The sequence below is a fragment of the Oscillospiraceae bacterium genome (assembly GCA_031265355.1).
In the GTDB taxonomy this organism is placed as follows: domain Bacteria; phylum Bacillota; class Clostridia; order Oscillospirales; family UBA929; genus JAIRTA01.
This window is the reverse complement of record JAISCT010000031.1, coordinates 39,466-62,507: the sequence shown is the minus strand read 5'-3', so window position 1 is coordinate 62,507 and position 23,042 is coordinate 39,466. Positions and strand designations below refer to the sequence as shown.

General features: G+C 61.9%; 21 protein-coding genes. 5 read left to right on the top strand and 16 right to left on the bottom strand.

The genetic code is table 11. The annotated features are described in order from the left end of the window. The first annotated feature begins 123 nt into the window (after nucleotides 1–123). From LBK75_04490 to LBK75_04480, 3 genes are all read left to right on the top strand, one after another. Nucleotides 124–711, top strand: coding sequence for a hypothetical protein (locus LBK75_04490; protein MDR1157550.1), 588 nt, complete (start codon nucleotides 124–126; stop codon nucleotides 709–711). A 159-nt stretch (nucleotides 712–870) separates the two neighbouring features. Then, nucleotides 871–1,875: a tyrosine-type recombinase/integrase gene (locus LBK75_04485; GenBank protein MDR1157549.1), complete on the top strand. Its 1,005-nt coding sequence runs from the start codon at nucleotides 871–873 to the stop codon at nucleotides 1,873–1,875. A 23-nt stretch (nucleotides 1,876–1,898) separates the two neighbouring features. Beyond that, the gene (locus tag LBK75_04480; protein MDR1157548.1) at nucleotides 1,899–2,915 is read left to right on the top strand and encodes an aldo/keto reductase; all 1,017 of its coding nucleotides are present in this window, start codon (nucleotides 1,899–1,901) and stop codon (nucleotides 2,913–2,915) included. Between the two features lie 80 nt (nucleotides 2,916–2,995). Here LBK75_04480 and LBK75_04475 read toward each other — a convergent pair whose 3' ends face one another. Further along, nucleotides 2,996–4,546, bottom strand: coding sequence for a DUF3794 domain-containing protein (locus LBK75_04475; protein MDR1157547.1), 1,551 nt, complete (start codon nucleotides 4,544–4,546; stop codon nucleotides 2,996–2,998). Between the two features lie 168 nt (nucleotides 4,547–4,714). Between LBK75_04475 and LBK75_04470 the strand changes: the two genes are divergently transcribed. Further along, the gene (locus LBK75_04470) at nucleotides 4,715–5,137 is read left to right on the top strand and encodes a heme-binding protein (protein ID MDR1157546.1); all 423 of its coding nucleotides are present in this window, start codon (nucleotides 4,715–4,717) and stop codon (nucleotides 5,135–5,137) included. A 63-nt stretch (nucleotides 5,138–5,200) separates the two neighbouring features. On the opposite strand, the gene LBK75_04465 is transcribed toward LBK75_04470, so the two are convergent. The 9 genes from LBK75_04465 to LBK75_04425 all read right to left on the bottom strand — a co-directional run bounded on the left by LBK75_04465 (nucleotide 5,201) and on the right by LBK75_04425 (nucleotide 13,331). Beyond that, nucleotides 5,201–5,470 carry a pro-sigmaK processing inhibitor BofA family protein gene (locus LBK75_04465; GenBank protein ID MDR1157545.1) on the bottom strand — a complete coding sequence of 90 codons (270 nt, stop codon included), beginning with the start codon at nucleotides 5,468–5,470 and terminating at the stop codon, nucleotides 5,201–5,203. A gap of 85 nt (nucleotides 5,471–5,555) precedes the next feature. Next, nucleotides 5,556–5,861 (bottom strand): YaaL family protein, encoded by a 306-nt coding sequence (locus LBK75_04460; protein ID MDR1157544.1) that lies wholly within the window; start codon nucleotides 5,859–5,861, stop codon nucleotides 5,556–5,558. Between the two features lie 147 nt (nucleotides 5,862–6,008). Beyond that, entirely contained in the window at nucleotides 6,009–6,653 is a 645-nt protein-coding gene (locus tag LBK75_04455; GenBank protein MDR1157543.1) for a DUF4093 domain-containing protein, read from the bottom strand. 20 nt (nucleotides 6,654–6,673) lie between these two features. After that, nucleotides 6,674–7,726 carry a DNA polymerase III subunit delta gene (gene holA / locus LBK75_04450; protein ID MDR1157542.1) on the bottom strand — a complete coding sequence of 351 codons (1,053 nt, stop codon included), beginning with the start codon at nucleotides 7,724–7,726 and terminating at the stop codon, nucleotides 6,674–6,676. Between the two features lie 25 nt (nucleotides 7,727–7,751). After that, entirely contained in the window at nucleotides 7,752–10,016 is a 2,265-nt protein-coding gene (locus tag LBK75_04445) for a DNA internalization-related competence protein ComEC/Rec2 (protein ID MDR1157541.1), read from the bottom strand. Nucleotides 10,017–10,076: 60 nt separating this feature from the next. After that, the gene (locus tag LBK75_04440) at nucleotides 10,077–10,415 is read right to left on the bottom strand and encodes a histidine triad nucleotide-binding protein (protein MDR1157540.1); all 339 of its coding nucleotides are present in this window, start codon (nucleotides 10,413–10,415) and stop codon (nucleotides 10,077–10,079) included. Between the two features lie 126 nt (nucleotides 10,416–10,541). Then, complete coding sequence (locus tag LBK75_04435) at nucleotides 10,542–11,027, bottom strand: hypothetical protein (protein MDR1157539.1); 486 nt, start codon at nucleotides 11,025–11,027, stop codon at nucleotides 10,542–10,544. A 186-nt stretch (nucleotides 11,028–11,213) separates the two neighbouring features. Further along, complete coding sequence (locus LBK75_04430; GenBank protein MDR1157538.1) at nucleotides 11,214–12,530, bottom strand: putative DNA binding domain-containing protein; 1,317 nt, start codon at nucleotides 12,528–12,530, stop codon at nucleotides 11,214–11,216. Nucleotides 12,531–12,623: 93 nt separating this feature from the next. Continuing rightward, a complete protein-coding gene (locus LBK75_04425) occupies nucleotides 12,624–13,331 on the bottom strand; it encodes a Pr6Pr family membrane protein (GenBank protein MDR1157537.1) in 708 nt (235 codons plus the stop codon). A 337-nt stretch (nucleotides 13,332–13,668) separates the two neighbouring features. Between LBK75_04425 and abc-f the strand changes: the two genes are divergently transcribed. Next, nucleotides 13,669–15,135, top strand: a complete 1,467-nt coding sequence (gene abc-f, locus LBK75_04420) for an ABC-F type ribosomal protection protein (GenBank protein ID MDR1157536.1) — start codon at nucleotides 13,669–13,671, stop codon at nucleotides 15,133–15,135. Between the two features lie 8 nt (nucleotides 15,136–15,143). On the opposite strand, the gene alaS is transcribed toward abc-f, so the two are convergent. The 6 genes from alaS to LBK75_04390 all read right to left on the bottom strand — a co-directional run bounded on the left by alaS (nucleotide 15,144) and on the right by LBK75_04390 (nucleotide 23,004). Continuing rightward, the gene (gene alaS / locus LBK75_04415) at nucleotides 15,144–17,783 is read right to left on the bottom strand and encodes an alanine--tRNA ligase (GenBank protein ID MDR1157535.1); all 2,640 of its coding nucleotides are present in this window, start codon (nucleotides 17,781–17,783) and stop codon (nucleotides 15,144–15,146) included. 107 nt (nucleotides 17,784–17,890) lie between these two features. Next, on the bottom strand, nucleotides 17,891–18,952 hold the full coding sequence (gene mltG / locus LBK75_04410; GenBank protein MDR1157534.1) for an endolytic transglycosylase MltG: 1,062 nt from the start codon (nucleotides 18,950–18,952) through the stop codon (nucleotides 17,891–17,893). Nucleotides 18,953–19,096: 144 nt separating this feature from the next. Next, complete coding sequence (locus tag LBK75_04405; GenBank protein MDR1157533.1) at nucleotides 19,097–19,651, bottom strand: DJ-1/PfpI family protein; 555 nt, start codon at nucleotides 19,649–19,651, stop codon at nucleotides 19,097–19,099. 84 nt (nucleotides 19,652–19,735) lie between these two features. Next, complete coding sequence (locus LBK75_04400) at nucleotides 19,736–20,626, bottom strand: GNAT family N-acetyltransferase (GenBank protein ID MDR1157532.1); 891 nt, start codon at nucleotides 20,624–20,626, stop codon at nucleotides 19,736–19,738. Between the two features lie 2 nt (nucleotides 20,627–20,628). Beyond that, nucleotides 20,629–21,525 (bottom strand): phosphatidylglycerol lysyltransferase domain-containing protein, encoded by an 897-nt coding sequence (locus LBK75_04395; GenBank protein MDR1157531.1) that lies wholly within the window; start codon nucleotides 21,523–21,525, stop codon nucleotides 20,629–20,631. Nucleotides 21,526–21,570: 45 nt separating this feature from the next. Further along, on the bottom strand, nucleotides 21,571–23,004 hold the full coding sequence (locus LBK75_04390; protein ID MDR1157530.1) for a hypothetical protein: 1,434 nt from the start codon (nucleotides 23,002–23,004) through the stop codon (nucleotides 21,571–21,573). Between the last annotated feature and the right edge of the window lie 38 nt (nucleotides 23,005–23,042).

Sequence of the window (23,042 nt, the reverse complement as noted above, 5' to 3'; positions counted from 1 at the left end):
CGTCTCCCCTGTTTCTGTGGCGTACTGCACATACGCCGTGGAACCTCGCTTCGCGACTGCACATCGTGGGGCGGACGCAATCCCGTTTATCGCTATTTAAGTAGAGAAAGGAAATGAATACGCATGAAAAGAAGGCCTATCGCATTTCTTTTGGCAGCGGCCCTCGTCCTGCAGTTTTGCCTCGTAGGCGCTCTGGCTGCCGACGCGGTGCTCACAGTGGACAAATCAGAAGGTATCGTCAGTGTGGAAGCCGAGGGCTTCGCGCCGAACGCGCGTCTTTCGCTTTTGGCTGCCTACGACGCAGTCCCTACCTTTGAGAACCTCGATTACATTAACCAGTACGCCGCGGATGATGAGGGCGTTGTGGAGCTTGATATTCCCGCTAAGGCCGATCTGGTCGGCGGCGAGTATTATCATGTGACTCTCGGCGGACAGCAGTTCAAGGTTGGTGTGCCTCTGGAGAGTGTTCGGGTGCATTCGTCCGCGCGCGTTTCCGTGCGCATCAAAGCGAAAGCCCCTCTGCTTGTCTCAGCTGACGGCGTTCGGAGCGCCTATGATATCATCTCCAGCAATCCGGCCATCGCGGTTGTGACGGAAGCCGACGGCAAATTTACTGTGCAGGGCCTCAGAGCTGGCACAGCGATCATCACGATCAGAGTGAAGGATGATTTCGGCGGCGCTACTCATATCGTCACTGTCAGCGTTTCGTAATTTATCTTTTACGTATTCTCTTCAGAGGGGAGCGGCTGGGCCGCTTCCCTCTGACTTTTTTCCCCCGCCCCACCCTTGCCAGACGCGCCGCCGACATGGTATAATGGCGGCAAAATCCCCCGGGGCGCCGCGCCGCCCTTGGAAGGCCGGGTGATACCCTTGGACTACCGCTTGGAGACCTCGCCGCTGCTGCGCGAGTTTTTGACTTATCACGAGACCATACGGGGCCACGCCCGCCGAACGACCGACGAGTACTTCCTCGACCTTCGGTCTTTTTTTCGTTTTCTCAAGACGCTGCGCGGTCTCGTACCGCCGGAAACCGACTTCGACAGCATCCCCATCGACGACGTGGACGTGACCCTCGCGGCCTCCGTCACACTCGGCGACGTCTACGCGTATATGTCCTACCTGGCGCGCGACAGGGCGGTGCAGCCAAACAGTCCGCATACCGGCTACGGCTTGGGGGCGCCGGCCCGGGCCCGCAAGGCGGCCGCCATCCGCTCCTTTTACAAATACCTCACCGTCAAGGCACATCTGCTGGCCGAAAACCCGGTGCAGGATCTGGACGCCCCCAAACTGCGCAAAAGCCTGCCGCGCTACCTCTCCCTCGAGGAGTGCGAGGCGCTGCTGGCCGCTGTCAAGGGCCCGTACCGCGAGCGGGACTACTGTATGCTCGTCCTCTTTCTGCACTGCGGCCTGCGGCTCTCGGAACTGGCCGGGCTGAATCTCTCCGACGTGCGCGACGACACACTGCGCGTCGTGGGCAAGGGCGACAAGGAGCGCCTTTTGTACTTAAACGACGCCTGCCTGGACGCTTTGGCCCGGTGGCGGACCGTGCGGGAGAATTGGCCCTCTCTCGACAAAAACGCGCTCTTCGTCTCGCGCAACCGCCGCCGCCTCAGTGTGAAAACCATTCATATCACGGTCAAGAAGCATCTGACCGCCGCCGGCCTCGACAACACGCTCTACTCCTCGCACAAGCTTCGGCACACGGCGGCCACGCTCATGCTGCAAAACGGCGTGGACGTCCGCACCCTGCAGGAACTGCTGGGGCACGAACATCTCAACACCACGCAGATTTATACGCACGTCGAGGGCGCGGAACTGCGCGCGGCCGCCCGGGCTCACCCACTCAGCCGGCGGCGGCAGGACGACGCGCCCTGAGACGGGTAGAGGAGGAAGGCCTCATGGACACTTTTCGGCTGGGCCGCACAGACCTTCAGGTCAGCCGCAGCGGGTTTGGCGCTATCCCCATCCAGCGTCTCTCTTTGGACGACGCAGCCGCTTTGCTGCGCCGCGCCTACGGGGGAGGCATCAATTTCTTCGACACGGCGCGCGCCTATGGGGACAGCGAGGAGAAAATCGCCTACGCGCTCTCCGACGTGCGCGCCCACATCATTCTGGCCTCCAAGACCATGGCCGATACGTCCGAGGGCTTTGGGGCCGACCTGGAGACCAGCCTGCGCAACCTGAAGACCGACTACATCGACATCTACCAGTTCCACAACCCCACCTTCCTGCCAAACGCGGATCATCCGCTCTACCGGGCCGCCCTGCAGGCGCGCCGCGAGGGTAAGATCCGCTTCATCTCCATCACAAGCCACCGCCTGGACCTGGCCGCCCGGATGGTGCGTTCCGGGCTGTTTGACACGATGCAGTTCCCGCTTTCCGCGCTCTCCAGCACGGAGGACCTGGACCTCGTCGCACTCTGCCGGGCGCACGACGTGGGTCTCATTGTCATGAAAGCCATGTCGGGCGGGTTGATCACAGACCCCACCGCCACCTTCGCGCTGCTGCGCAGTCTGGGCGACATGGTGCCCATCTGGGGTCTGCAGCACCTGTGGGAACTCGAACAGTTTCTGGCGTTGGAGGCAAACCCACCCGCGCTCACCCCGGCGCTGCGCGCGACGATCGAGCGGGACAAACAGGAGCTGGCCGGCGCGTTCTGCCGCGCTTGCGGCTACTGCATGCCCACCTGTCCGGCCGGCATTCAGGTCAGCACGGCCGCCCGCATGAGTCTGTTGCTGCGCCGGATGAACCCCGCCCGTTTCACCACACCGGAGATGCAGGCGCTCATGGAGGACATCACCCACTGCACCGACTGCGGCCTCTGCAAGGCGCACTGCCCCTACGGATTGGACACCCCCGCCCTGCTCCGCCGGGAACATGCGCTGTACCGGGTCTACCTGGCCAAGCACGCATAGATGCACCAACAACAAGCGAGGCCCCTTTGGGACCTCGCTTGTTGTTGGTCGTCTTTCTGTTTTGATCCCGCGGCGGCGCCTCACCGGTGCCGCGGGATCAACAGCATCTGCCCGGCCGGAAGGGGCGCCTCCCCCTCCAAACAGTTGGCCTGCGCGATGTCCTCCATCGTCGTGTCGTGGGCCTTCGCAATCTGCCACAGGGTCTCGCCCCCGCCGGCGCGCCGCAGCACCACCGAGGGCCGGCCGGCACGGTCTTTGGCCGCCTCCTGGTCGATATCCACGGCGGCCAGGACTGTCAGCGGCTCGACGGCCGACACCGTGGCGGCAAAATCCACCGGGAACCGAACCTCCACGCCGTCGTGCGTGCCGGTGGCCAGCACATCTCCCTCCACGCGGGCCGTCGCCGTACACCCGGCGTCGGCGGGCGCCTCCAATACGCAGGACACGGGAAACTGCCACGAGAGCGCATAGAACCGTTTGTCGTCCGCCAGGTAGACGACGTTCACGGCAGCCTGCGCGGTGAGTGTCAACTGGTTCTCCGTCCGCTGCTGCGTCACGGGGCCGAGCGTCACCTGGGCGTCCGTCACCGCACTGACCGGGCGGCCCGTCTCATTGCTTTCGCGCACGGCCTGCCGGCGCACCGACCGGTCCAGCAGCCGTACCGCCCGGTAGACGCGAAACTCCGGCAGCAGACCGTAATCGGTCGAGTACAGGTCCACCACGGCCTCCACGTCGCGCGGGGACATGCCGACGGCTTGGGCGTCTATCTGCAGCGTCACCCCGAGGAGCCGGCTCTCACCGGCAAGGCCGGCGCGCAGATCGAGCTCCAACCCGGCCAGCTGCAGGTCCACCGTACAGTCGCATGTCTCCTCGCCGCCCCCCCACTCGATGATCTGGGAAAACGGCACCTCCTGTTCCAGCAGGACGATGTCGTCGGCGAGATCCGCGCCGCTGGGCGGACCCGCGTAGAGAACGCGCAAAAAGGCGGCGCCTTTAAATACCAGCTTGTTCCCGACGGGTTTGGCCTCTTGGGTGTGCAGCCGCACGTCGGTCCTCAGAATTTCATACACCGGCGGGCGGCTGCCCGGCACCTCCCACTCGTCCGTCACCGTGAAGGTCCTGCCGTTCACGGCCACCGGCAGGTAGGCGCTCCCGATCTCCCGGCGCGTGTGAATGCCATACAGCGCCGCTTCTTCCACATCCTGGCAAATCTCCCAGCACCCCGCGTGATAGACGGTGACGTCGAGCCGGACACCCACCCTCACCTGCACCTTGCGGGGGTTTATCGGGTATGTTTCGGCCGACAGCACCACCGCGTGCGCGACGGCGCTGTCCCCCGGGCCTATGTCCCGCTCCTCAAACAGGTGGGAAAACGGCAGGGCGACGTCGACTTTTTTCAGTCCCTGCTCCCCCTCCGGCACATAGAGCACACTGGCCTTCACCACACCAAAGATCTCGGCCTGCCCCTCTTTGAGGCTCTTCTCTTTCACAACAGCGAGCCCCGAGGTGTCCAACACGCGCGAGATGTCCGGAAACATGTCCGGCACAATGATCTCGGCCGACTCCTCCCTAAACGCGTCACTCTCCAAAATCGGTTCAAAAAAATGAATGGTGCGTATCTTCAGCTCCATGGCGGCGGTCCATCCCTTTCCCCGGCACAAGGCCTATGAAATTTTCGGCGCCCTGCGGGCCTGTTTCGTTACGAGTATATGGCGCCGAGCGGACTGGCATGCAAAATTTTTCTTGTCTTCTCCGGACGTTTGCGATAAGATGTTGTCAAAAATAAAAGGAGGGACTCTATGAGCACATTTGTCTTGACGGAGGAGATCTGCGAGGCGCTGGCGCAGGCCGCCAAGGAGGCGTCCCGTTCGCTTGGCGTGGGCGTCACCTTCTCCGTAGCCGACGAAAACGGCAACCTCCGCCTGCTGCAGCGCTTCGGCGACGCCATTTTACCCAGCATCGAGATTTCACAGAACAAAGCCTACACCGCCGCGGTGCTGCGTCAGCCGACGGCCGAGTTTGGCCAGATTGCTCAAGTGGGCGCCAGCGCGTTCGGCATCAACGTGACCAACAGCCGCCTTGTCATCTTTGGCGGCGGTTTTCCGCTGCAGACCGGCGGCCGGACTGTGGGCGGCATCGGCGTCAGCGGCGGCAGTGTGCAGGAGGACGAGACCGTGGCCCACGCGGTTCTGCGCACCTTCGAAACCCTCGCGGCCGGATGAGGACCTCTCTCCATAGCACAAAACGAACGGGACCGCACAGGGCGGCCCCGGGAAAAGTGTATCTCAGAGCCCAAACAGCCACTGGAGCAAAAGCAGCAGCGCAAACCCAGGCAGCCCCAACACGGCGATAACAACGGCGTTAACGAGGCTAAACCGCAGTGACAGGCCGAGCGCGCCGCCGATGAGATTGAACGCCAGCAGCCCGACAAAGCCCAGCACCGTGTTTAGCAGCAATTTGAGAAGCAGTCGGAGCGGGGCCGTAAACAGTTTGAGCGCCGCGACCAGCACCACGGCGCCAAACAGCACCAACAGCACCTGCTGCAGCACGGTCATCGTCTCCCCCCTCTCCGCGTCTTTCTGTTTGGCGTCTCAAAATTCCCACAATTTGGAATGTATTGACTTCCAGATTGTGGGAATTTTAGGAAACCGGACGGCGCGCAGGCCGAAAGGCAAGCCCCTGCGGCTCCTCGCACCGCATCTCCCGCGCCAACCGCAAATAGTAGGCGTACCGAGCCTGCAGGGCGTTGATCTCGTACACACTGGCCTCCACCAGTTCCGGCGCCCGTGCGTCGTTGAAATTCAGCCGCGCCAGGCACAGTTCCTGCCTGGTCCGGCGCATGGCCTCCAGCACTTCCTGCTGCTCTTGTTTTTCCTGCTCGCGCGTTGATTTGTCCCGCTTCAGTTTTAGAAGAGAACCCGTCAACCGCACCCCCACAGCCGTCATCCCCTCTCTCCCGGGCATCCGCCCGGTATCCGGCCCCGGCCCGCGCCGGACAGTGCCGCGCAGGTCGGAAAGGTCTCGTCACATCAGTTCTATTCACAGTGTGGACAAATCATACCCTTTGTATTCAAAATTTTTCCATTTTTATTTTTATGGCAAGCTCCAAACCCCCCCTGCCGGATCTGCCCCGCGTTCGCCTTCCTCCGGCCGCGGCAGTGCGGCGACCAGCGCCTTGTAAGCCGTCCGGTCACAGAGCAGATTGAGAACCTCCAACAGAGCGTTGGCCGTCATCTGCGCGGGCAGACCCAGCGCGCTGAGCAGCGCGGCCCGCCGCGCTGCGCTGTCGGGCCGGCCGGAGAGGCCGTCCTCCATGAGATCCGCCTTGATAAGGTCGCCGCGGGGCGCCTGGCTCCCGGTCTCCACCGTGGCCCCGGCCCGCCGCAACGCGTCGAGCAGCACCTCCGGGCGCATGCCCTCCACACCGAGCAGACCCGCCCGGCCTCCGGTTTTCTTGCGGCGCTCCCGGCCTCTCACATCGGGGATGTAAGCGTGTTTGACCCGGCCTTTCGGCAGCAGGCCCTTCAAATGATTGCGGATGACAAAGCCGGCGCCGTCCCCATCCGTCAGAATGATGAGGCCGCGCTCCTCCGCCAGCCTCATCAGCAGCTTTTTCTTCTCATGGTCCTTAAAAATGGAGAACCCGTCCGTCGTGAGGACGGTGGCGTCCACCACCTGCCGCAGCACGTTTTTGTCGTACTTCCCCTCCACGACGATCACTTCCCGTATGCGCTCCACGAAGCAATCCATCCCCTCATTCATGCCGGATATGCGCCGGCCTCCTCTTCAGACAGCGCGGCCACCACCCACTCAAGCGCACGCGCGCGGTCACGCCCCGCGCCGGATTTGAACTCCAAATCGACCCGGGCGCACAGGATCACCGCCCGGCGGCACCACGACAGTGACCGCCCCCGCGCGCTTTGGAGGAGACGCCGGGCCGGGTAGTCCGAGCGATAGCCCATCACACGCATGACCTCTTCCGTGCCGAGCCCCCGGGTCAGCGCCAGCCGGGCCGCGTACAGCCCCCGGATCTGCCGCCCCAGCGCGGCGAGAATCGCAATGGGCTCCTCCCGCATCTGACCCAATGTCAGAAGGATCTCCATCGCGCGCGTCCATTGCCGGGCGGCGAGGGCGTCCGTCATCTGGTACACCACGGCGTCGAGCGCCGGCACGGACACCTCGTCGATGTCGGCCTTACGCACGGTGTCCGTCGGGGCAAACGCCGCGATCTTGTCGATCTCCGACTTGAGGCCAGCCATCAGCTCTCCGCATCGGAAGATGAGATATTCACACAGCGCGCGGTCAATCTGCTTGCCATACGCCCGGAAGTGCCGCGTAATCCACGGAATCAGATCGTGCGACGCCTGCGGCGCAAACTCCACAAAATGCCCCGCCGCTTTCAGCAGCGCGTGTATGCGGGTGCGGGCGTCCGTCTTCAGCGTAAGGGCGTCGTAGACAAAAACGAGACACACCGTGTCCGGCAGATCCTTCAGCAGCCGCTCCAACAGGGACCGAAACGCTTCCTCCAGCCGGTAGAGATCCATGTCCCGCACAACGATCAATTTGCGCGGCGCAAAGGCAGGCAGCCCTTCCACCGCCTCCTGCAGACGCTCCGCCGCGAGTCCGCGCCCTTCGAACAGCTCGTAATTGAAGCTCTCAAACCCCGGCGTCACCAGCTGCTTCTTCAGTTCGGCCAGGTAGTGCTGCCGCAGGTAGCTCTCCTCGCCGTAAAATACATACAGGCGGGCCGGCGTCCCCGCCCGCAGGTCCTGTTTGAACTGTGCCAGCTTGTCTGTCTTCGCCGCCTTCACAAGTGTCCTCCCCTCTTATTTGCACTCAGCCGTCCGGAGGGCCGACACAGACGCGTACGGACCCCCATTCGTCCGTGCGGTAGACCTCCACGCCGTGCACCGCGAGCCGTCCGAGCGTCTCGGGCGTCGGGTGCCCGTAATAGTTGCGCCCCACGGAGATGATGGCCGCCTGCGGGGCCGTTTCCGTCAAGAGTTCATCACAAGTGGCGTATTTCGAGCCGTGATGCCCGGCCACCAGCACCTCGACGGATGGCAGCGACACGGTCCGGAGCAGCGCCCGTTCCGACGTCGTATTCAGATCTCCGGTGATGAGAAATTCAAATTCGCCCAGGCAAGCGAGGAAGGTGAGCCCCAACTCGTTCTCGCCGCCCCCGACGAGCGGCGGATATACGAGCAGGCTCCCCTGCCCCAACGCGTAACGCGTCGTCTGACCAATCTCCGCCACCGCCACACCGAGCTCAGACGCCGCCCGCAGCACCTCCCCGCGCAGATTGGACCCCTCTCCCTCTATGGCGGGCAGCGCCACACAGGCGACATCCATCTGCCGCATCAGATCGACCGCCGCGCCCGCGTGGTCGGCGTGGGTGTGCGTCAGCGCCAACAGATCGATCCGGCGCCGGCCCATGCTCTTCAGTCGGTCGGACACCCGACGCGCCACATGGGACACACTGCCGCCGCAGTCCACCACCATCGTAACGTCGGGGGTAAGCAGCAGGATGCTCTGCCCCTGCCCCACGTCCAGCGCCTCGATCTGCAGCGGGTCAAGCGGAATGGCGGAGAACACCAGCGCGAGCAGCAGCATAAAAGCGGCCCCGAGCGTCGGCGCCAAGGCCCGACGCGCCCGGCCGCCTTCTTTGGGCCAGAAGGTATACAGCCAGAACAGCGTATAGGCGAACATCGCCCAGAGAACCATGTAGGGGCTGGCCTCCTTAAGGGCGGCAAAAGGCACCCGCGCCAGCAGCCGCACCATCATGAGGAAGAAGTCGAAAAACGGCGCGGCCACATAGCCGAGCCCCACCGCCAGCGGCATCCAGACTTGCGCGATCAGTGCCGTCAGCACCCCGACGAGGAAACACAGCGTCACCACCCACAGCAGCAGCAAATTCGCCAGCGGGGCGATGAGCGAGAACGTGCCGAAATACACCATCATGAGCGGCAGCGTGAACACGAGGGCGGCCAGCGAGACGGCGACGCTCGTGAAGATGTAGTGAAAGATCGCCTTCCAAAACCCGGACAGCCACCGGACGCTCTCCTCCCAAGACTGCTGCCAGCGCCGGGCGAACAGAATGATCCCCAGCACCGAGGTGTAAGAGAGCTGCAGCCCCACGTCGGCCACGGCGTATGGATTGGCCATCAGCAGCACGGCCAGCGACAGGGACAACGCCGAGAGAGAATCCCGCTCCTCTCCCTTGCGCCAGAAGAACAAAAAGAACCCCTGCATGATGGCCGCGCGCATCGCCGACGCGGGGAACCCGGCCACCGCGACGAACAGAACAATCACCGGCACCGCGACAAAGAACGCATACCGCCGCTTGTGGCCGACGAGCAGCAGCATAAACCCCATGAGAAACGAGATATGGAGACCGGACACGGCAACCACATGGGACAGCCCCGTGTCGGAAAACGCCGCCATCACGTCCTCCCCGAGCCCGCTCTTGTCCCCGGTGAAAAGCGCGCGCGCCAACGCCGCCGCCTCCGGCGGCAGCGCCTGTTTCAATCCATCGCCCAGCGCCCGCGCCCACACGACGGGCCAGAGTAACCAGGGCACCGCTTCCGGGCGCTGCTGTGTATACGCGCCCCGCTGCGTGATCGAGAGCATCACGCCGCGCGGGCGCGCGCTGGCCAGTCTGTCCTCCACGCTCCCCGGCGCCGGGGCTCTGATCTGCGCCTCCATCACGAACCGATCGCCCGGTTTCATGTCCGCCGGCACATCGTCGAGGTAGAGCAGCGCTTTCCAGCGCCGCCCGGCCGGGCGCAGGACCCGGGCGGTCAATCGGCTCCCGTACGCCGTTTCCTCCGGATAGGAGAGCGCCTCGACGACGACCGTTTCCTGCGCGCCGTCGAGCGGCAGCGCAGGCTCGACAAAAAACGCGTCATACCCCCAGCGCCAGGCGAAACCTACCGCGGCCGACAGGCACACCACAGCCGCCGCCAGCGTCAGCCACCCGTGCCGGCGCCAGAGCAGCGTCAGCGCCAAGGCCGGCGCCCCCACGGCCAACGCCGCCAGAGCGGCCGTAGAGGCGCTGCCGAACGGCAGCCAGTAGTACGCGAGCACCATCGCGCCGCTCATGGCAAGAACCCCGGCCAAAAACGGTCGGGCGAGGAATTTTTCCCGCAGAGACGACACAGATCAGCCCGGCGGCCAGGCCAGTGCCCGACCGGACAGCAGATGGAAATGGAGATGCGGCACCGACTGCCCGGCCAGCGTCCCCACGTTGGATACGATGCGGAACCCCTCTTCAAGCCCGTACTCCTTGGCCAGCCGCGCGATAATGGCAAAAATATGCCCCACCAAGGCCGCGTCCTTCTCGGTGAGCGCCGCCGCCGAAGGGATATGGGGCTTGGGGATCAACAAAATGTGTACCGGCGCCGCCGGCGTGATGTCATAAAATGCCATCACCAGTTCGTCCTCATAGACCGTCTTGGCGGGGATCTCTCCGGCCGCAATGCTGCAAAACAGGCAATCCATTTCGCACGCTCCCTTCCTGTGTTTCGCTTACGGGTCTCACGGCTTCGCGCGCGTGACAACCTCGCACTAGTATATCATACCCTGCGGGCCGTTGTCACCCCCGCGTTTGTTCTCGGCATTTCAATTTCAATGCAAGTTGTACCATACATTGGATATGTGCGCGACAAAAAATAGCCCGCCAATCACCGCAAGAACACCATTGCCTCGCCACAATCCGATAAACAAATAGTAAATTGGCGGCAATGCAACCAATGTGCAGAGCATGAGCGGCAGACTTTGATGACCGTTGAAGTAAAACGCCCAACCTGTAAAATAACCGACAATCGCGAGCATAGCCAAACAAAAAAATACAATCTCTTTTGTGCCGTCCAGCGAGAACCATTTGCTGTCACTCCGCACAAGAAAAAGCAATACAACAATGCACGATATCCCGAGCGTTTTTTCCGCCGCGTTCAAAATCATCGACTTATCCGCCATCTCCATGAGCGGATTGGCTGCAAGCGGTATCAGCGGCATGATAACATACGGCATCTCTTGCAGAACAAAAAACGCCAGGCCCAACGCGAAAAAACCGATATATTGATGCTGTGTCAGTTTTAACCATTTGACCATGATGGTCTTATACTCCCATCTCAAACCGCCCTTGATGTGTTAAGATTCCAAAATTTACCAGCGCATGAGACAGTCGGAAAGCTCATTTTTGTCTCAACACGTAGTGAGCCGATTTTGTTTTTCCCATCTTCGCAATCAAGTTCTCTCTCGTCATTTCGAGCAGGATGGCACGGACGCGCCCTTTGCTCAGTTTGAATATTTTGGTAAAATCGGCAACGGTAGCTTGCTCGTGCTCTTCGAGATGGGCCATGATTGTTCGCTTCTTTTCGCTTGTGCTATTCCCATACGCCCGCTTATTTTTCGCTCGTTTTTCGCTCGTTTTTCGCTTGCTACAGCAAGCGGAATGATGGTCTTGAAGATATCGCCTTCAATAAGCTCCGGCTCGCCGCCTGAGTAGAGTTTCGTGTACTTCACGAGATTCCGAACTCCGGAGCCGAGAGTGTCCGCATTCCCGATGTTCACGAAGAAGCGGGCAAGAATGGGGTTCTTTGGGTACGGTTCGAAGTTGTCGGGGTCTATTCGCCCGTGACGGAGCGCACGATTCCAGTTCTCTGCCACAAGGCGGTCCTGCTCGATGATGACACGCGCCGGGAATGTCCCTGAAAATTCGCGGTGGACAAGGATATTTGAGACGATTTCCTTTGAGATGTTGTCTCTTACGCTGATGTTGCGATTGTCTATCAAGAAAAACGGGTCGTTCGTATGCTTTGCGATGAATCCCATGATTATGTCGAAGCTCTCGATAAGGTTGACCTCCACACGCAGCCTGTCGTCGTAGCGATCGGTGTTCTTGACTCTGAGCAAGCAATCGGTAACGTATCCCGGCGCGACCTGCTGGATGATTTCCTCACGTCCGAACAGCAGTATCGCCGCTCTGTTGAAGCCACGTTTCCCGGTTCGGACATCTTCGTCATACAATCCGGCGCTCCTCATTATCTCCATATCCGACATCGTTTTCCACGGGTGATTGGGCATTCTTCCCACAGCCATATTCCTCACCATAGGAATCAACTTGTCCAAGAGCAGATGTTCTTCTTTTGCATAGGGAAACACTTCGCGCTCAGTGAACCGGTTCGACTTGCGCACCGATAAATGCGCAACCAAATCAGTGGAGTTCGTGATATCGAAGTCCCCATCTTCATTGCGGTCGTATATCCTGCCCGAGCAAGACTGTATCTGCGAGCTTACAGGAATATATGCGTGGAGCAGCAGCTTGCCGTCCAATTCCGCATCCTCCAGGTTCAAAAAAAGCAACGGCGATGTCTTTTGCGCGTTGTTCAGCATATTTGCGAAGTTTTTCTTCATCTGCGGCGCTGTCTTAGGATTCACGCCGATGAGCACGCCGTCATCCCTGACGCCCAGCAGTAAGTGACCGCCGTAGCGGTTGGAGAACGAGCAGACTGTCTCAAAGACAGTCTTGCTTAGTTCGTTCACACATTCCTTGAATTCGACCGTCAAGCCTTCGCCGTCGGCAAGCAATTTCTTTATGTGTTCAGACGTCATATGATTGCACCTCCGGCTCCAAATATGCCCACATCCGTTCGCATTTGCTTACATGTCAAAATCTTCGCCTTTGCGTTTGTTCAGGGTTGCGCATCATAATGTTCTCTCCATTCTCTGAATCTCCTGCGTAGTTTTTTGTTCATCTGCTGTTTTGGCCTGGCGACCCATCCATTTATCGAGGCCAAATATCAGGTAACCCAATACCAGAAAAACAACCGTTATCATGAGAACATAGCGCACCACACCGGTTACACCGATTACGTCAATATCCAGAAAGAAATATGGGTAACGGCTGCCTCCTATGTAAGTCACTCCGATCGGAGCCGCAACCAAGGCATAGGCCAAATAGCACAGCGGAATGACAGTCCACCAAAGCGGATCTGAAACACGGTAATGTCCTTTCTCATCAAAAAGCAGCCAATCTAAAATCATAAGGACGGGCGTAAGAAAGTGGACAAAAAAATTACCGGCGCCGCCCTCCGTCATGGAAAATGGCGTGTCCGTAAGCATGAATTGGTATACAAGCAATGTCAGAGTAATGGCAATGACCACCGCTCCTTTGCAACGCGGCATATACGTAACAGCCCCGTACAAGCCGCCTCTTTTCATCTGAACGATTGCTTGGATTACGGATACAGTTAAGAATACAAGACACAGGAGATTGCTCTGTACCGTGTAATATTTTATCGTACTCAGATTCAATGCATTTGGAAAGCCAAATATCAGCAGCACACCTGCCAAACAGACCGCCATGGCTGTTATTTTGTAGGCCAAAGAAACCACCCGGCTCTTTATGTACATCGTTTTACCCTCATTTCCATTGATGATTCCCAGCCGACATGCCTGCTGCGGGCTTGACAGGATCGAATCTTTCTGGTAAACTGTCACTATCATTTACGATGGGAGCTGGAAGGATGCGCCACACCTCTTGCTGATTGCGGACACCCGTCGGGCGGACAGCTCCGCCCCGGCTTGCGGCGTCCCGGCAAGAGAGCGTGCGCCTCTGCTTCCGGCTTTTCTGTGCCCTCCATCCGCCGACGGTTGGGGGCGTGACGGGCTTTTTCGGGATGCGGGCGTTCGCCCGCATCTTTTTTGTCCGTTTCACACCAAAAACCCGCTCGCAAAGGAGGGCTCTCGCATGTCGATCATCCAAGTCTCAGGTTTGACCTTTTCTTACGACGGCAGCGCGCAGACAGTCTTTGAAGACGTCAGTTTCCGCTTTGACACGACCTGGCGTCTGGGCCTGATCGGGCGCAACGGACGCGGGAAGACGACCTTCCTGCGCCTGCTCATGGGGCAGTACGCATACCGCGGACAGATCCTGGCGCCCGTGCGCTTCGACTACTTCCCGCCCGATACGGACGACCGACGCCGGCCGGCGCGCGACATCGCGGCGCGCCTCATCCCCTCGAACGAGGCCTGGAGGCTGTCTCGCGAGCTCTCTCTGCTCGCACTGGATGAGGCGGTGCTCGACCGGCCGTTTGATACTCTCTCCCCGGGCGAACAGGTCAAGCTTCTGCTGGCCGCGCTGTTCCTGCGCGAGGGACACTTCCCGCTGATCGACGAACCCACCAACCATCTGGACCTGCACGCGCGCGCCCTGGTCGGCCGCTATCTGCGGCAAAAGGAGGGATTTGTCCTCGTTTCACACGACCGCGCGTTTCTGGATACCTGCGTCGACCACATCCTCGCCTTCAACCGGGCCGATATTGAGGTGCAGCAGGGCAATTTCTCCACCTGGCAGCAAAACCGAGCGCGGCGTGACGCCTTTGAACGCGCCGAAAACGACCGCCTGAAAAAAGAGATGAAGCACCTCACCGAGGCGTCTCGCCGGACGGCCGGGTGGGCCGACCGGGTGGAGGCAAGCAAAATCGGCGACCACGCGGCGGACCGCGGATACATCGGACACCAGTCCGCCAAGATGATGAAGCGCGCCAAGGCCACGCAGCACCGCCGAGAGACCGCGGCTGCAGAGAAGGCCAAACTGCTGCGCAACCTGGAATCGTCGGCGCCGCTGGCCCTGCACCCTCTCACCCACCACGCGCCGCGCCTCCTGGACGCCGACGCGCTCCGCATCTGTTACGGGGACAACGTCATCTGCGAAGACATCCGCTTCACACTGCGGCCGGGCCAGCGTCTGGCGGTCATTGGGGGCAATGGCAGCGGAAAATCCAGTCTCCTGAGGCTGGTCATGGGCGAAGAAATCCCCCACACGGGGCAGTTCACACGGGCAAGCGGGCTGCGGCTCTCCTACGTACCGCAGGACACCTCGTCTCTCCGGGGCAGCCTTCGGACCTGGGCGCGGGACAACGGCCTCGACGGAACACTGTTTTTGACGCTGCTGCGCAAGCTGGATTTCGCCCGCGCGCAGTTTGACGAGGAGATGCAACACTACAGCGAGGGGCAAAAGAAGAAGGTTCTCCTCGCCCGCAGTCTGTGCGAACAGGCACACCTCTATGTCTGGGACGAGCCGCTGAACTATGTGGACGTGATCTCTCGCATCCAACTGGAGACGCTGATCCTGGCGCACACGCCGACGATGCTTTTCGTCGAGCACGACCGCCGCTTCATCGACGCCGTCGCCACCGACGTATTACCATTGTGACGGCATCCTCAGTCCCGCGCCGCGCCGAAGACGAAGTCGTCCACGACGGCGAGGGCGTCGTCCATCTTCAAGAGATCGCGCCCGCCGCCCATGGCACTGTCTGGGCGGCCGCCGCCGGACCCGCCGGCGACTTTGGTGACCGCCTTGATGATATCGCCGGCGCGCACCCCGCGCGCCACGGCGCGGGCGCCGCAGACAGCCAAAAAGGTCAGCTTCTCCTCCCAGACAGAAGCCAGCACGGCCACAATGTCCTGGTCTTTGTCCCGCAAGAAGTCGCCCATCGCGCGGACAGCCTCGGGCGATGCGCCCCGGCGCGCGCCCGTGACGACTTTCAGCCCTTTCACATCCTTGGCGGCCAGCAAGAACTGTCCGGCCTCCTCGCGGAGTTCCTTTGCGCGCATCCGCTCGATCTCCCGGTGCAACGCGCGCAGCTCCGCTACCGTCTGTTCGATGCGGCGGGGCAGCTCGGCCGGTGCGGACTTCAGCAGGCCGGCCGCCTCACCGGTGAGCCGGGTCATCGCGCGCGCGTCGTCCAGGGCTTGCAGTCCGACGTGAGCCTCTACGCGCCGCACCCCGGCGGCCACCGAAGACTCACCACGCGGCAAAAACGCGCCCACAGCGGCCGTGTTGCGCAGGTGGGTGCCACCGCACAGCTCGACGGATACATCGCCCATACGCACCACGCGGACGACGTCCCCATATTTCTCCCCAAATAACGCCATCGCGCCGAGGGCCTTGGCCTCGGCGATCGGCATCTCCCGGATCGCGATCTCATGGGCCGCCAGCGCCATCTCATTGACACGCCGCGTGATCCGCTCCATCTCCTCCGGCGTCACGGCGGCGTAATGTGTGAAGTCAAACCGCAGGCGGTCGGCCTCCACCAGCGAACCGGCCTGTTCGACATGGTCGCCCAGCACGTCCCGCAGGGCGCGGTGCAGCAGATGGGTGGCCGAATGTGCCCGCATCACGGCCCGGCGGCGGTCCTCGTCGACGGCCGCACGCAAGACCTCCCCCTTCGTGAGTTCCCCGGAAACCACTTCACCCACATGCAGGTATTTCCCGTCCTGGGTCTTTTTGACGTCATCCACGCGCAGCACGGCGCCCTCGGACGTCAGAAGCCCGATGTCCGCCACCTGGCCGCCGCTCTCGGCGTAAAAGGGCGTCCTGTCCAGCACGACGCTCACGCGCGCGCCCTCCCCCGCCGTGTCCGTCAGTGCCCGGTCCTCCGCCATGGCCAGCACGCGGGCCTCGCCCTCCAGAACGTCGTAGCCGATGAATTCGGTCTGCAGACCGCGGTCCAGCCCCAAGTCCAGTCCGGCCCACCCCAGGTCCCCAAGCGACGCCCGCGCCGAACGGGCGCGCGTGCGCTGCCGAGCCATCTGCTCATCAAACGCCGCGCGGTCAAATGTCATGCCGGCCTCTTGCAAGATCTCCTCCGTGAGATCAATCGGGAACCCGAAGGTGTCGTACAACTTAAATGCCTGTTCGCCGGGCAGCACCGTGCCGCCGGCGGCGCGCAGCACCCCGATGTCCTCGCGCAGCAGCCCCAGGCCGGCGTCTATCGTCTTGTCGAAGCGCTCCTCCTCCATGCGGATGACGCGCCGGATGTGCCCGGCTTTCTCATGCAGCGCCGGGTAGGCGCCGCCGCTCTCCCGGATGACGGTGTCGCACACCTCGAAGAGGAACGGACGGCCGATGCCGAGGAGTTTGCCGTGCCGCGCGGCGCGGCGCAGCAGGCGCCGCAATACATAGCCGCGCCCCTCGTTGGACGGCAGCACACCGTCGCAGACCATCATCACGGTCGAGCGGATGTGGTCGGTGATGACGCGCAGGGACACATCCTGCTTCTCGGCGTGCCCGTAAGACACGCCGGCGATCTTGGACACATGCAGGCAGATGTTTTTGATCGTGTCCACCTCAAAGAGGTTGTCGACGCCCTGCATGATGCAGGCCAGACGTTCCAGCCCCATGCCGGTGTCGATGTTTTTGTTCTCCAGCGGCGTGTACTGCCCCTGGCCGTCGTTGTTAAACTGCGTGAAGACAAGGTTCCAAAACTCCACATAGCGGTCGCAATCGCAGCCGACGGCGCAGTCGGGCGCACCGCAGCTGTATTTCTCCCCCCGGTCGAAATAGATCTCGGAACAGGGACCGCAGGGGCCGGACCCGATCTCCCAGAAGTTGTCCGCCTTGCCGAGGCGCTTCATGTGGGAGGGATCTACGCCGATCTCCTTCGTCCAGATGTCGTACGCCTCGTCGTCGTCCAGGTAGACGGACACATGCAGGCGCTCTGCGGGGATATCCATCTCCCGCGTGCAGAACGCCCAGGCCCAGGCCGCCGCCTCCCGCTTGAAATAGTCGCCGAAGGAGAAGTTGCCCAGCATCTCAAAGAAAGTGCCGTGGCGGCTCGTCTTCCCCACCCGCTCGATATCCGGCGTGCGGATGCACTTCTGACAGGTGGCCACCCGCCGGCGCGGCGGCGCGGCCTCCCCGGAAAAATAGGGTTTGAGCGGCGCCATGCCGGAATTGATCAGCAACAGCGACGCGTCCCCCTGCGGGATCAGCGGAAAACTGGGCAGACGCAGATGGCCGTGCCCCTCAAAAAAGGACAAAAACTTTTCACGGATCTCATTGAGTCCAAGCGGCTGCATGTCGGGGTGTCCTCCTCCTGTATCACCCGGTCCCACCGGCGAAACCGCGGTGTTTTTTCTTTGGGGCGCCTCTCGTCCATCAGTTCCGCCGGCGCCGGCGCGGGCGGCTATCCCTGCCGCTCCGCCTGTTTGGCCTCCTCCACGATCTGGTCGTGTTCGGCCTTGGTCCGAGAGAATTGATGCACGCCGTCCTTGTTGACGGCATAGTAATAATAGTCGGTGTCCTCCGGCTCAAGCGCCGCCATCAGTGACGACTTGCCGGGGGATGCGATGGGGCCGGGCGGCAGGCCCGGGTAGAGATATGTGTTGTATGGACTGTCGACGCGCAAATCTTCCTGCGTGAGCTGCGCTTTGTACTCCGGCAGCGCATAGAGGATGGTCGCGTCGATTTGCAGACAGGGGAAACGATCGCTGCGCAGGCGGTTCATGATGACGGAGGAAACGAGCGGCGCGTCGTCGGCGCCGGCGGCCTCCTTCTCGATCATCGAGGCGATGATCACGACCTCGTGCATCGTATAATCGATCCCGTTCAGGTACTCGCGCATGTCGTCGGTGAACTTCCGGTCAAAATTCATCAGCATCTTGCTCAGCACGTCGACCGGGTTTTCATTCACATAGAACTCGTAGGTGTCCGGGAAAAGATAACCCTCCAAGCGGTTGTCCGTCTCGGGCAGCCCCTCTAAGAAGTCAAATGGGAAGGCGTGGCTGCGGGCCGTTTCCCACAGTTTCGCCACCGTAGACACTTTGTTCTCCTCCAGCGCGGCGAAGATCTCCTGCATCGTATACCCTTCGGGGATGACCACCTTGACGACGACGCGGTCGTCGGAACGCCCGTCCATCGCATGCACAATGGCCATATAATCAAAATTGGTCCGGATCTCGTAGGTGCCCGGCTCGATGTCCGCTTCGGCGTCGGTGACGCCGGCGTACAGCGTGAAGAGCCACTTGTATTGGATAACGCCCTTCTCTTGGAGATCGTCGGCAATCTCGCCGATTGTGACCGGCGCCTTCACCTCGATTGTCACCACCCCCTCCGGCTTGGAGAGGCCGAGCACCTCGTTGGCGGACAGCCAACCAAAGCCTGTCAGCAGCGCGGAGATCCCCACGACAAACAGAAAATACAGCAAGCCGGACAGGCAGCCCGTGTTGGCCCGCGGTCGCTTGGACATCGGTTTTCTTGAGGCCGGCCGCCTCTCCGGTGAAGAGGGCTTGCGCGCCGGCCGATTCTCCTTTTGCGATTGGGACATGCTCGTTTTCGTCTCCTTCTTTCCGGACTCCTCGGCGCCCGCGCAGGGCGCCTACCGGATCGTCCTTCAGTCGGCCGTTTCGTAACAGATGGCCGCGCGCACTTTTTCAGCCTCGCTCCAACCCCGCAGCACGGCCGTCAGATGCAGGGCAAACGCGATGGCGCTGCCGGCCGCCCGGGCTGTGACAAAAGATCCGTCCTGTACCACCGCCCGGCCCTCCTCCACGTGCGCCCCGTGGCGGATCAACACATCCTCATAGCCGGGGAAGCAGGTGGCGCGGCGCCCGGCCAGGAAACCCTGCTCCGCCAAAATGCTGGGCGCGGCACAGATGGCGCCGACGGGTTTATCCCGCAGGACAGCATCCCGCAGCAGGGCCAATACCTCCGGCGTGCGCTTCAGAGACTCCACGCCGGGGCCGCCGGGCAGAACCAGCATCTCAAGGTCGGAGGCGTCGAGGCCGCCGAGCGCCCTGTCCGCCGTGAGGCGCACGCCGTGGGACGAGACGACGGTCTGCGCCGGCGTCCCCACGGTGGTCACCGAAAGACCGGCGCGGCGCAGCACATCGATAGGCGCCATCGCTTCCATGTCTTCGAATCCGTCCGTCAAAATCACATATACCACAAAAACACACCCCCTATACGTCTCTTGGCGCCAAACGCGCCGAAAAAGGCAAGCCAACTGACAAGATTACGTTTCGGCGGACTCTCAGTTGTGCATGAGCTGCATGTACGGCGCCGTGCCGTCAAAGAGCCACACCGCCAAGTCGGACGGATCCATCTGACAACCGCCGACGGCCGTCAGGCGCCCGTTGTTCCAAGGTGCGCAGGCGTCCCGCAGCTCCGCGTCCGGCACCCGGCGCCCGGCCTGCGCCGCCATGGCCAGCGCCCGACCGGCCTGCACCACCCGCAGGCACCCAAACGGACACGCCGGGCCGGTTTCGGCGGCGCCGGCCCCAAAGCATTCCACAGGCACGTCCGAGCCGTCCGCATACACGGCGTACCCATCCGCATCGTCCATCAACACCCGTCCGCCGGCCAGCGCACACTCCTCCAAGATGTTCTCCCAGTGGGCCTGCGTACGAAGCAGGTGCGGCCGGCGCGCCAGATGGATCTCATACCGCCGGTTCAGCGCCTCTATGTCCGCCGCCCGGGCCGTGTGAACGCCGCCCGGGGCCGCATAGCCGACTGTCGGCCGCCGGAAGACGGCCGCGAATCCAAAGGGCCGGTAGAAATCAAACAGCCACGCCTCCTGCGGGATCAGCGCGGCAAACGTGCATCCGCGCAGATGCATCTCAAACAGCGCCTGGTCAAGCAGCCCCGCCGCCAGACCGCGCCGCCGAAAGGCCGGGTGCGTACCCACGCCGTACACATAACCAACCGGGACCGTCTGCCCCAGCCACGCCATCTCGAAAGGCATGATGTGGAGCATGGCGGCGGGACCGTCCGGCCCTACAGCCAGCAGCGCCCGCTCCGGCCGGTAGAGCCGGGCAAAGAAATACTCTGCAAACGCGGCCTCACCGGGAAAGCAAAGCGCCCACAGCGCGCGCACGGACGCCGCATCTCCGCCCCGCGCATAGCGGATGTCAAATCCGTCCACCGTCACGCCTCCCGCAACGCCGCGTCGTACTTGAGGATGAGCTCCACCGGACGGTAGGAGAGTTTGGCGCGCCGGAGTCCCTCGATCCCGATGTCTTCCTCCCGGTTGATGTAGGAGAGCTCCTCGCAGCGGCGGCGGACGAAGGCCCGGTTGATCATCGGATAGGACCCCACCACATCGTAATCGGCCTTTTCCACATTGACGTCCAGTGTATCCCGCCCGATCAGAGAGCCGACGGTGAAGGCGGTCACGGCGCCGTCCACCCGCAGCAGTCCGCCGAACGCGCCCAGCGCGTCCAGGTTGTAGAGCAGCATGGCGATGGCGGTGGATTCCTCCTGAAGCGTGATGCTGGAGGCACAGTCGTTTTTGCGGCACCATTTATCCTGAAACGCCCAGACGTCATTTAAATTGTCCTTCGTGATGTCCTCATACTGCCAACGCCCGGCGTATTGGTTCTCAAACCGGGTGATAAAGTTTCGCTTGGCGTGGTACCCCCGCCCCGGCAGGTCGCGCAGATCGTTCACCGCGTACAGGTAGTCCGCCTGGTCCCGCCGCTCCGCAAAGACATAGCGGTCCGGCCGGGCCGCCTCCACGCGGCGTACTGTCTCTCGTGTCAGACCCCGCATCTGAAACGGGATCGACATCCGCTTCGCGTCCGTCTCCATCTCATACAATGCCTCGGACAGGTCCCCCTCTCCCATCGGCATCAGGAATACCGGTTGGGGCGCCTGGGTCCGCAGATAGAGAAACGCTCCCTTCCTGCACAGTTCCGTCTTGAAACGCGGAGCCCAGGCATAGAGTGACGCAAAGGAATGCTCGGTGATACGGCCCTCGGCACGGCTGCTGAAGGCGTCAAATTCCGGTTTGTGTTCCAGCGCGATCGGTGCGAAATCTAACATATAGTCCTCATTTCCTCAAATCATCTCGCGGTTTTGCGGCGGATTTCATTCCGCGGAACCGCCGTTTTGTGCGCCCTCCGTCAGCCGTTCGAGCATGGAGCAATAGCCGGCGCTGTTGATAGAGAACGGGTAATTGATAAACAATGCATCATCGATGTTCTGTGTCCGGATCAGTTCCAACAGGTTAAGGCTCGGCTGCCCCTTGCCGTTCACGTGGCGCGGATCGACGACGTAGATGGTCTCGTAGTGGGATGTCAGGAAGGGAACAAAGGCGTTGCCGTAGGACTCTTTGACTACGACGATCGAGCGGCCGCTCCCGTTTTCACTCCGGACGACCGACAGCGGGTTGTCCCCGTCGATGAAACAGATGTATTTGTTCCCGTAGGAGGCGGAGATGCTTTCCGACACGACAGACGCCGTACGTCCGTCTTCCAGCCGGCCCGAGGAATAGACAGTCGCGGTGCTCGGTACAATAGGCAGGTAGTAGGTAAGGCTGTCCGGGTTGTCCCGGAGCACCCGACTCTGCGGGTATTTGGCCGTAAACCCATACATGCTGCCGACAAAGTTTTCGTAGACGCCCGTAGTAAACTCGGAGATGTCCGAGTAGGACAGGCCGGCTGATTCACAAAACGCCGTGTAGGCGTAGTAGGCGCCGAGCGCCGTCCAGTGGTGGTCGGTGCGAAAGAAAATATACTCGTCGGTGTGCCGGCTCAGGACCGTGTGGGCGTCGACCGACCGGACGCCGGACGCGAGCTGCCCGTACATCAGCGCTATCATATCCCGCTGGGACGTAGTACCGGAGTGCATCGAGACCGGCGAATAGAATTCGCCTGCGTTGGGCGTTGTCAGCGCATAGACCTGCACCCCGGGCAGCGCGCCGACCACGGCGTTCATAATGCCGGCGTAGCGGGTCACCGTCGCCTTGTTCACATAGGGAATCTCCATCGCCCTGTCACCGATGATGACTATATTGCCCGCGTTCACGACCTCGGACATCTCCGGGTAATCGATCGGGGCGGTCGGGGCCGGCGTCTCGGAGGGAGACACGGCCGGACCCTCCGGCGTGCTCTTCGGCGGCGCCGCCTCCGGCACGGGCGGCTGGGACGCCGGCGTCTCCGGCACGGACGGCACAGCGTCCGCCTCGCCGCTCAACTCGATACCCCCGACGTCCGGGTCGGCGCCCTGGTGCGGGACCACCAGGATAGCCTCCTCTCCGGCGTTGAAGTAATAAAAATGCCCCAACGCGGTGCTGGCGCGCAGGAAGACGTCCCGAAGCGGGAAGGTGTCGGCGTAATAATCTTCCAGCGCGCGCGTGTACGTCCCGGCAAAGAGGGCGCTCCACGAAAAAGCCGGTTTCTCTCCCAATGTCCTTTGTTCGAGCTCAGACACCGTCTCTCCCGCATCAAGCACGCTGACCACGCCAAGCACGAACATGGGCAGCAAGCAGAAAACAAGGACCAGCGCCGGGATCCGTTTCATGCTCTTTTCCTCCGTGGTTTCCATATTTATCCATTCAT

Coding starts and splice junctions, on each gene's coding strand:
- LBK75_04490 (MDR1157550.1), top strand. CDS start 124: ATGAAAAGAAGGCCTATCGCATTTCTTTTGGCAGCGGCCCTCGTCCTG.
- LBK75_04480 (MDR1157548.1), top strand. CDS start 1,899: ATGGACACTTTTCGGCTGGGCCGCACAGACCTTCAGGTCAGCCGCAGC.
- LBK75_04475 (MDR1157547.1), bottom strand. CDS start 4,546: ATGGAGCTGAAGATACGCACCATTCATTTTTTTGAACCGATTTTGGAG.
- LBK75_04470 (MDR1157546.1), top strand. CDS start 4,715: ATGAGCACATTTGTCTTGACGGAGGAGATCTGCGAGGCGCTGGCGCAG.
- LBK75_04465 (MDR1157545.1), bottom strand. CDS start 5,470: ATGACCGTGCTGCAGCAGGTGCTGTTGGTGCTGTTTGGCGCCGTGGTG.
- LBK75_04460 (MDR1157544.1), bottom strand. CDS start 5,861: ATGACGGCTGTGGGGGTGCGGTTGACGGGTTCTCTTCTAAAACTGAAG.
- LBK75_04445 (MDR1157541.1), bottom strand. CDS start 10,016: ATGAGCGGCGCGATGGTGCTCGCGTACTACTGGCTGCCGTTCGGCAGC.
- LBK75_04440 (MDR1157540.1), bottom strand. CDS start 10,415: ATGGATTGCCTGTTTTGCAGCATTGCGGCCGGAGAGATCCCCGCCAAG.
- LBK75_04435 (MDR1157539.1), bottom strand. CDS start 11,027: ATGGTCAAATGGTTAAAACTGACACAGCATCAATATATCGGTTTTTTC.
- LBK75_04430 (MDR1157538.1), bottom strand. CDS start 12,530: ATGACGTCTGAACACATAAAGAAATTGCTTGCCGACGGCGAAGGCTTG.
- LBK75_04425 (MDR1157537.1), bottom strand. CDS start 13,331: ATGTACATAAAGAGCCGGGTGGTTTCTTTGGCCTACAAAATAACAGCC.
- abc-f (MDR1157536.1), top strand. CDS start 13,669: ATGTCGATCATCCAAGTCTCAGGTTTGACCTTTTCTTACGACGGCAGC.
- alaS (MDR1157535.1), bottom strand. CDS start 17,783: ATGCAGCCGCTTGGACTCAATGAGATCCGTGAAAAGTTTTTGTCCTTT.
- mltG (MDR1157534.1), bottom strand. CDS start 18,952: ATGTCCAAGCGACCGCGGGCCAACACGGGCTGCCTGTCCGGCTTGCTG.
- LBK75_04395 (MDR1157531.1), bottom strand. CDS start 21,525: ATGTTAGATTTCGCACCGATCGCGCTGGAACACAAACCGGAATTTGAC.
- LBK75_04390 (MDR1157530.1), bottom strand. CDS start 23,004: ATGAAACGGATCCCGGCGCTGGTCCTTGTTTTCTGCTTGCTGCCCATG.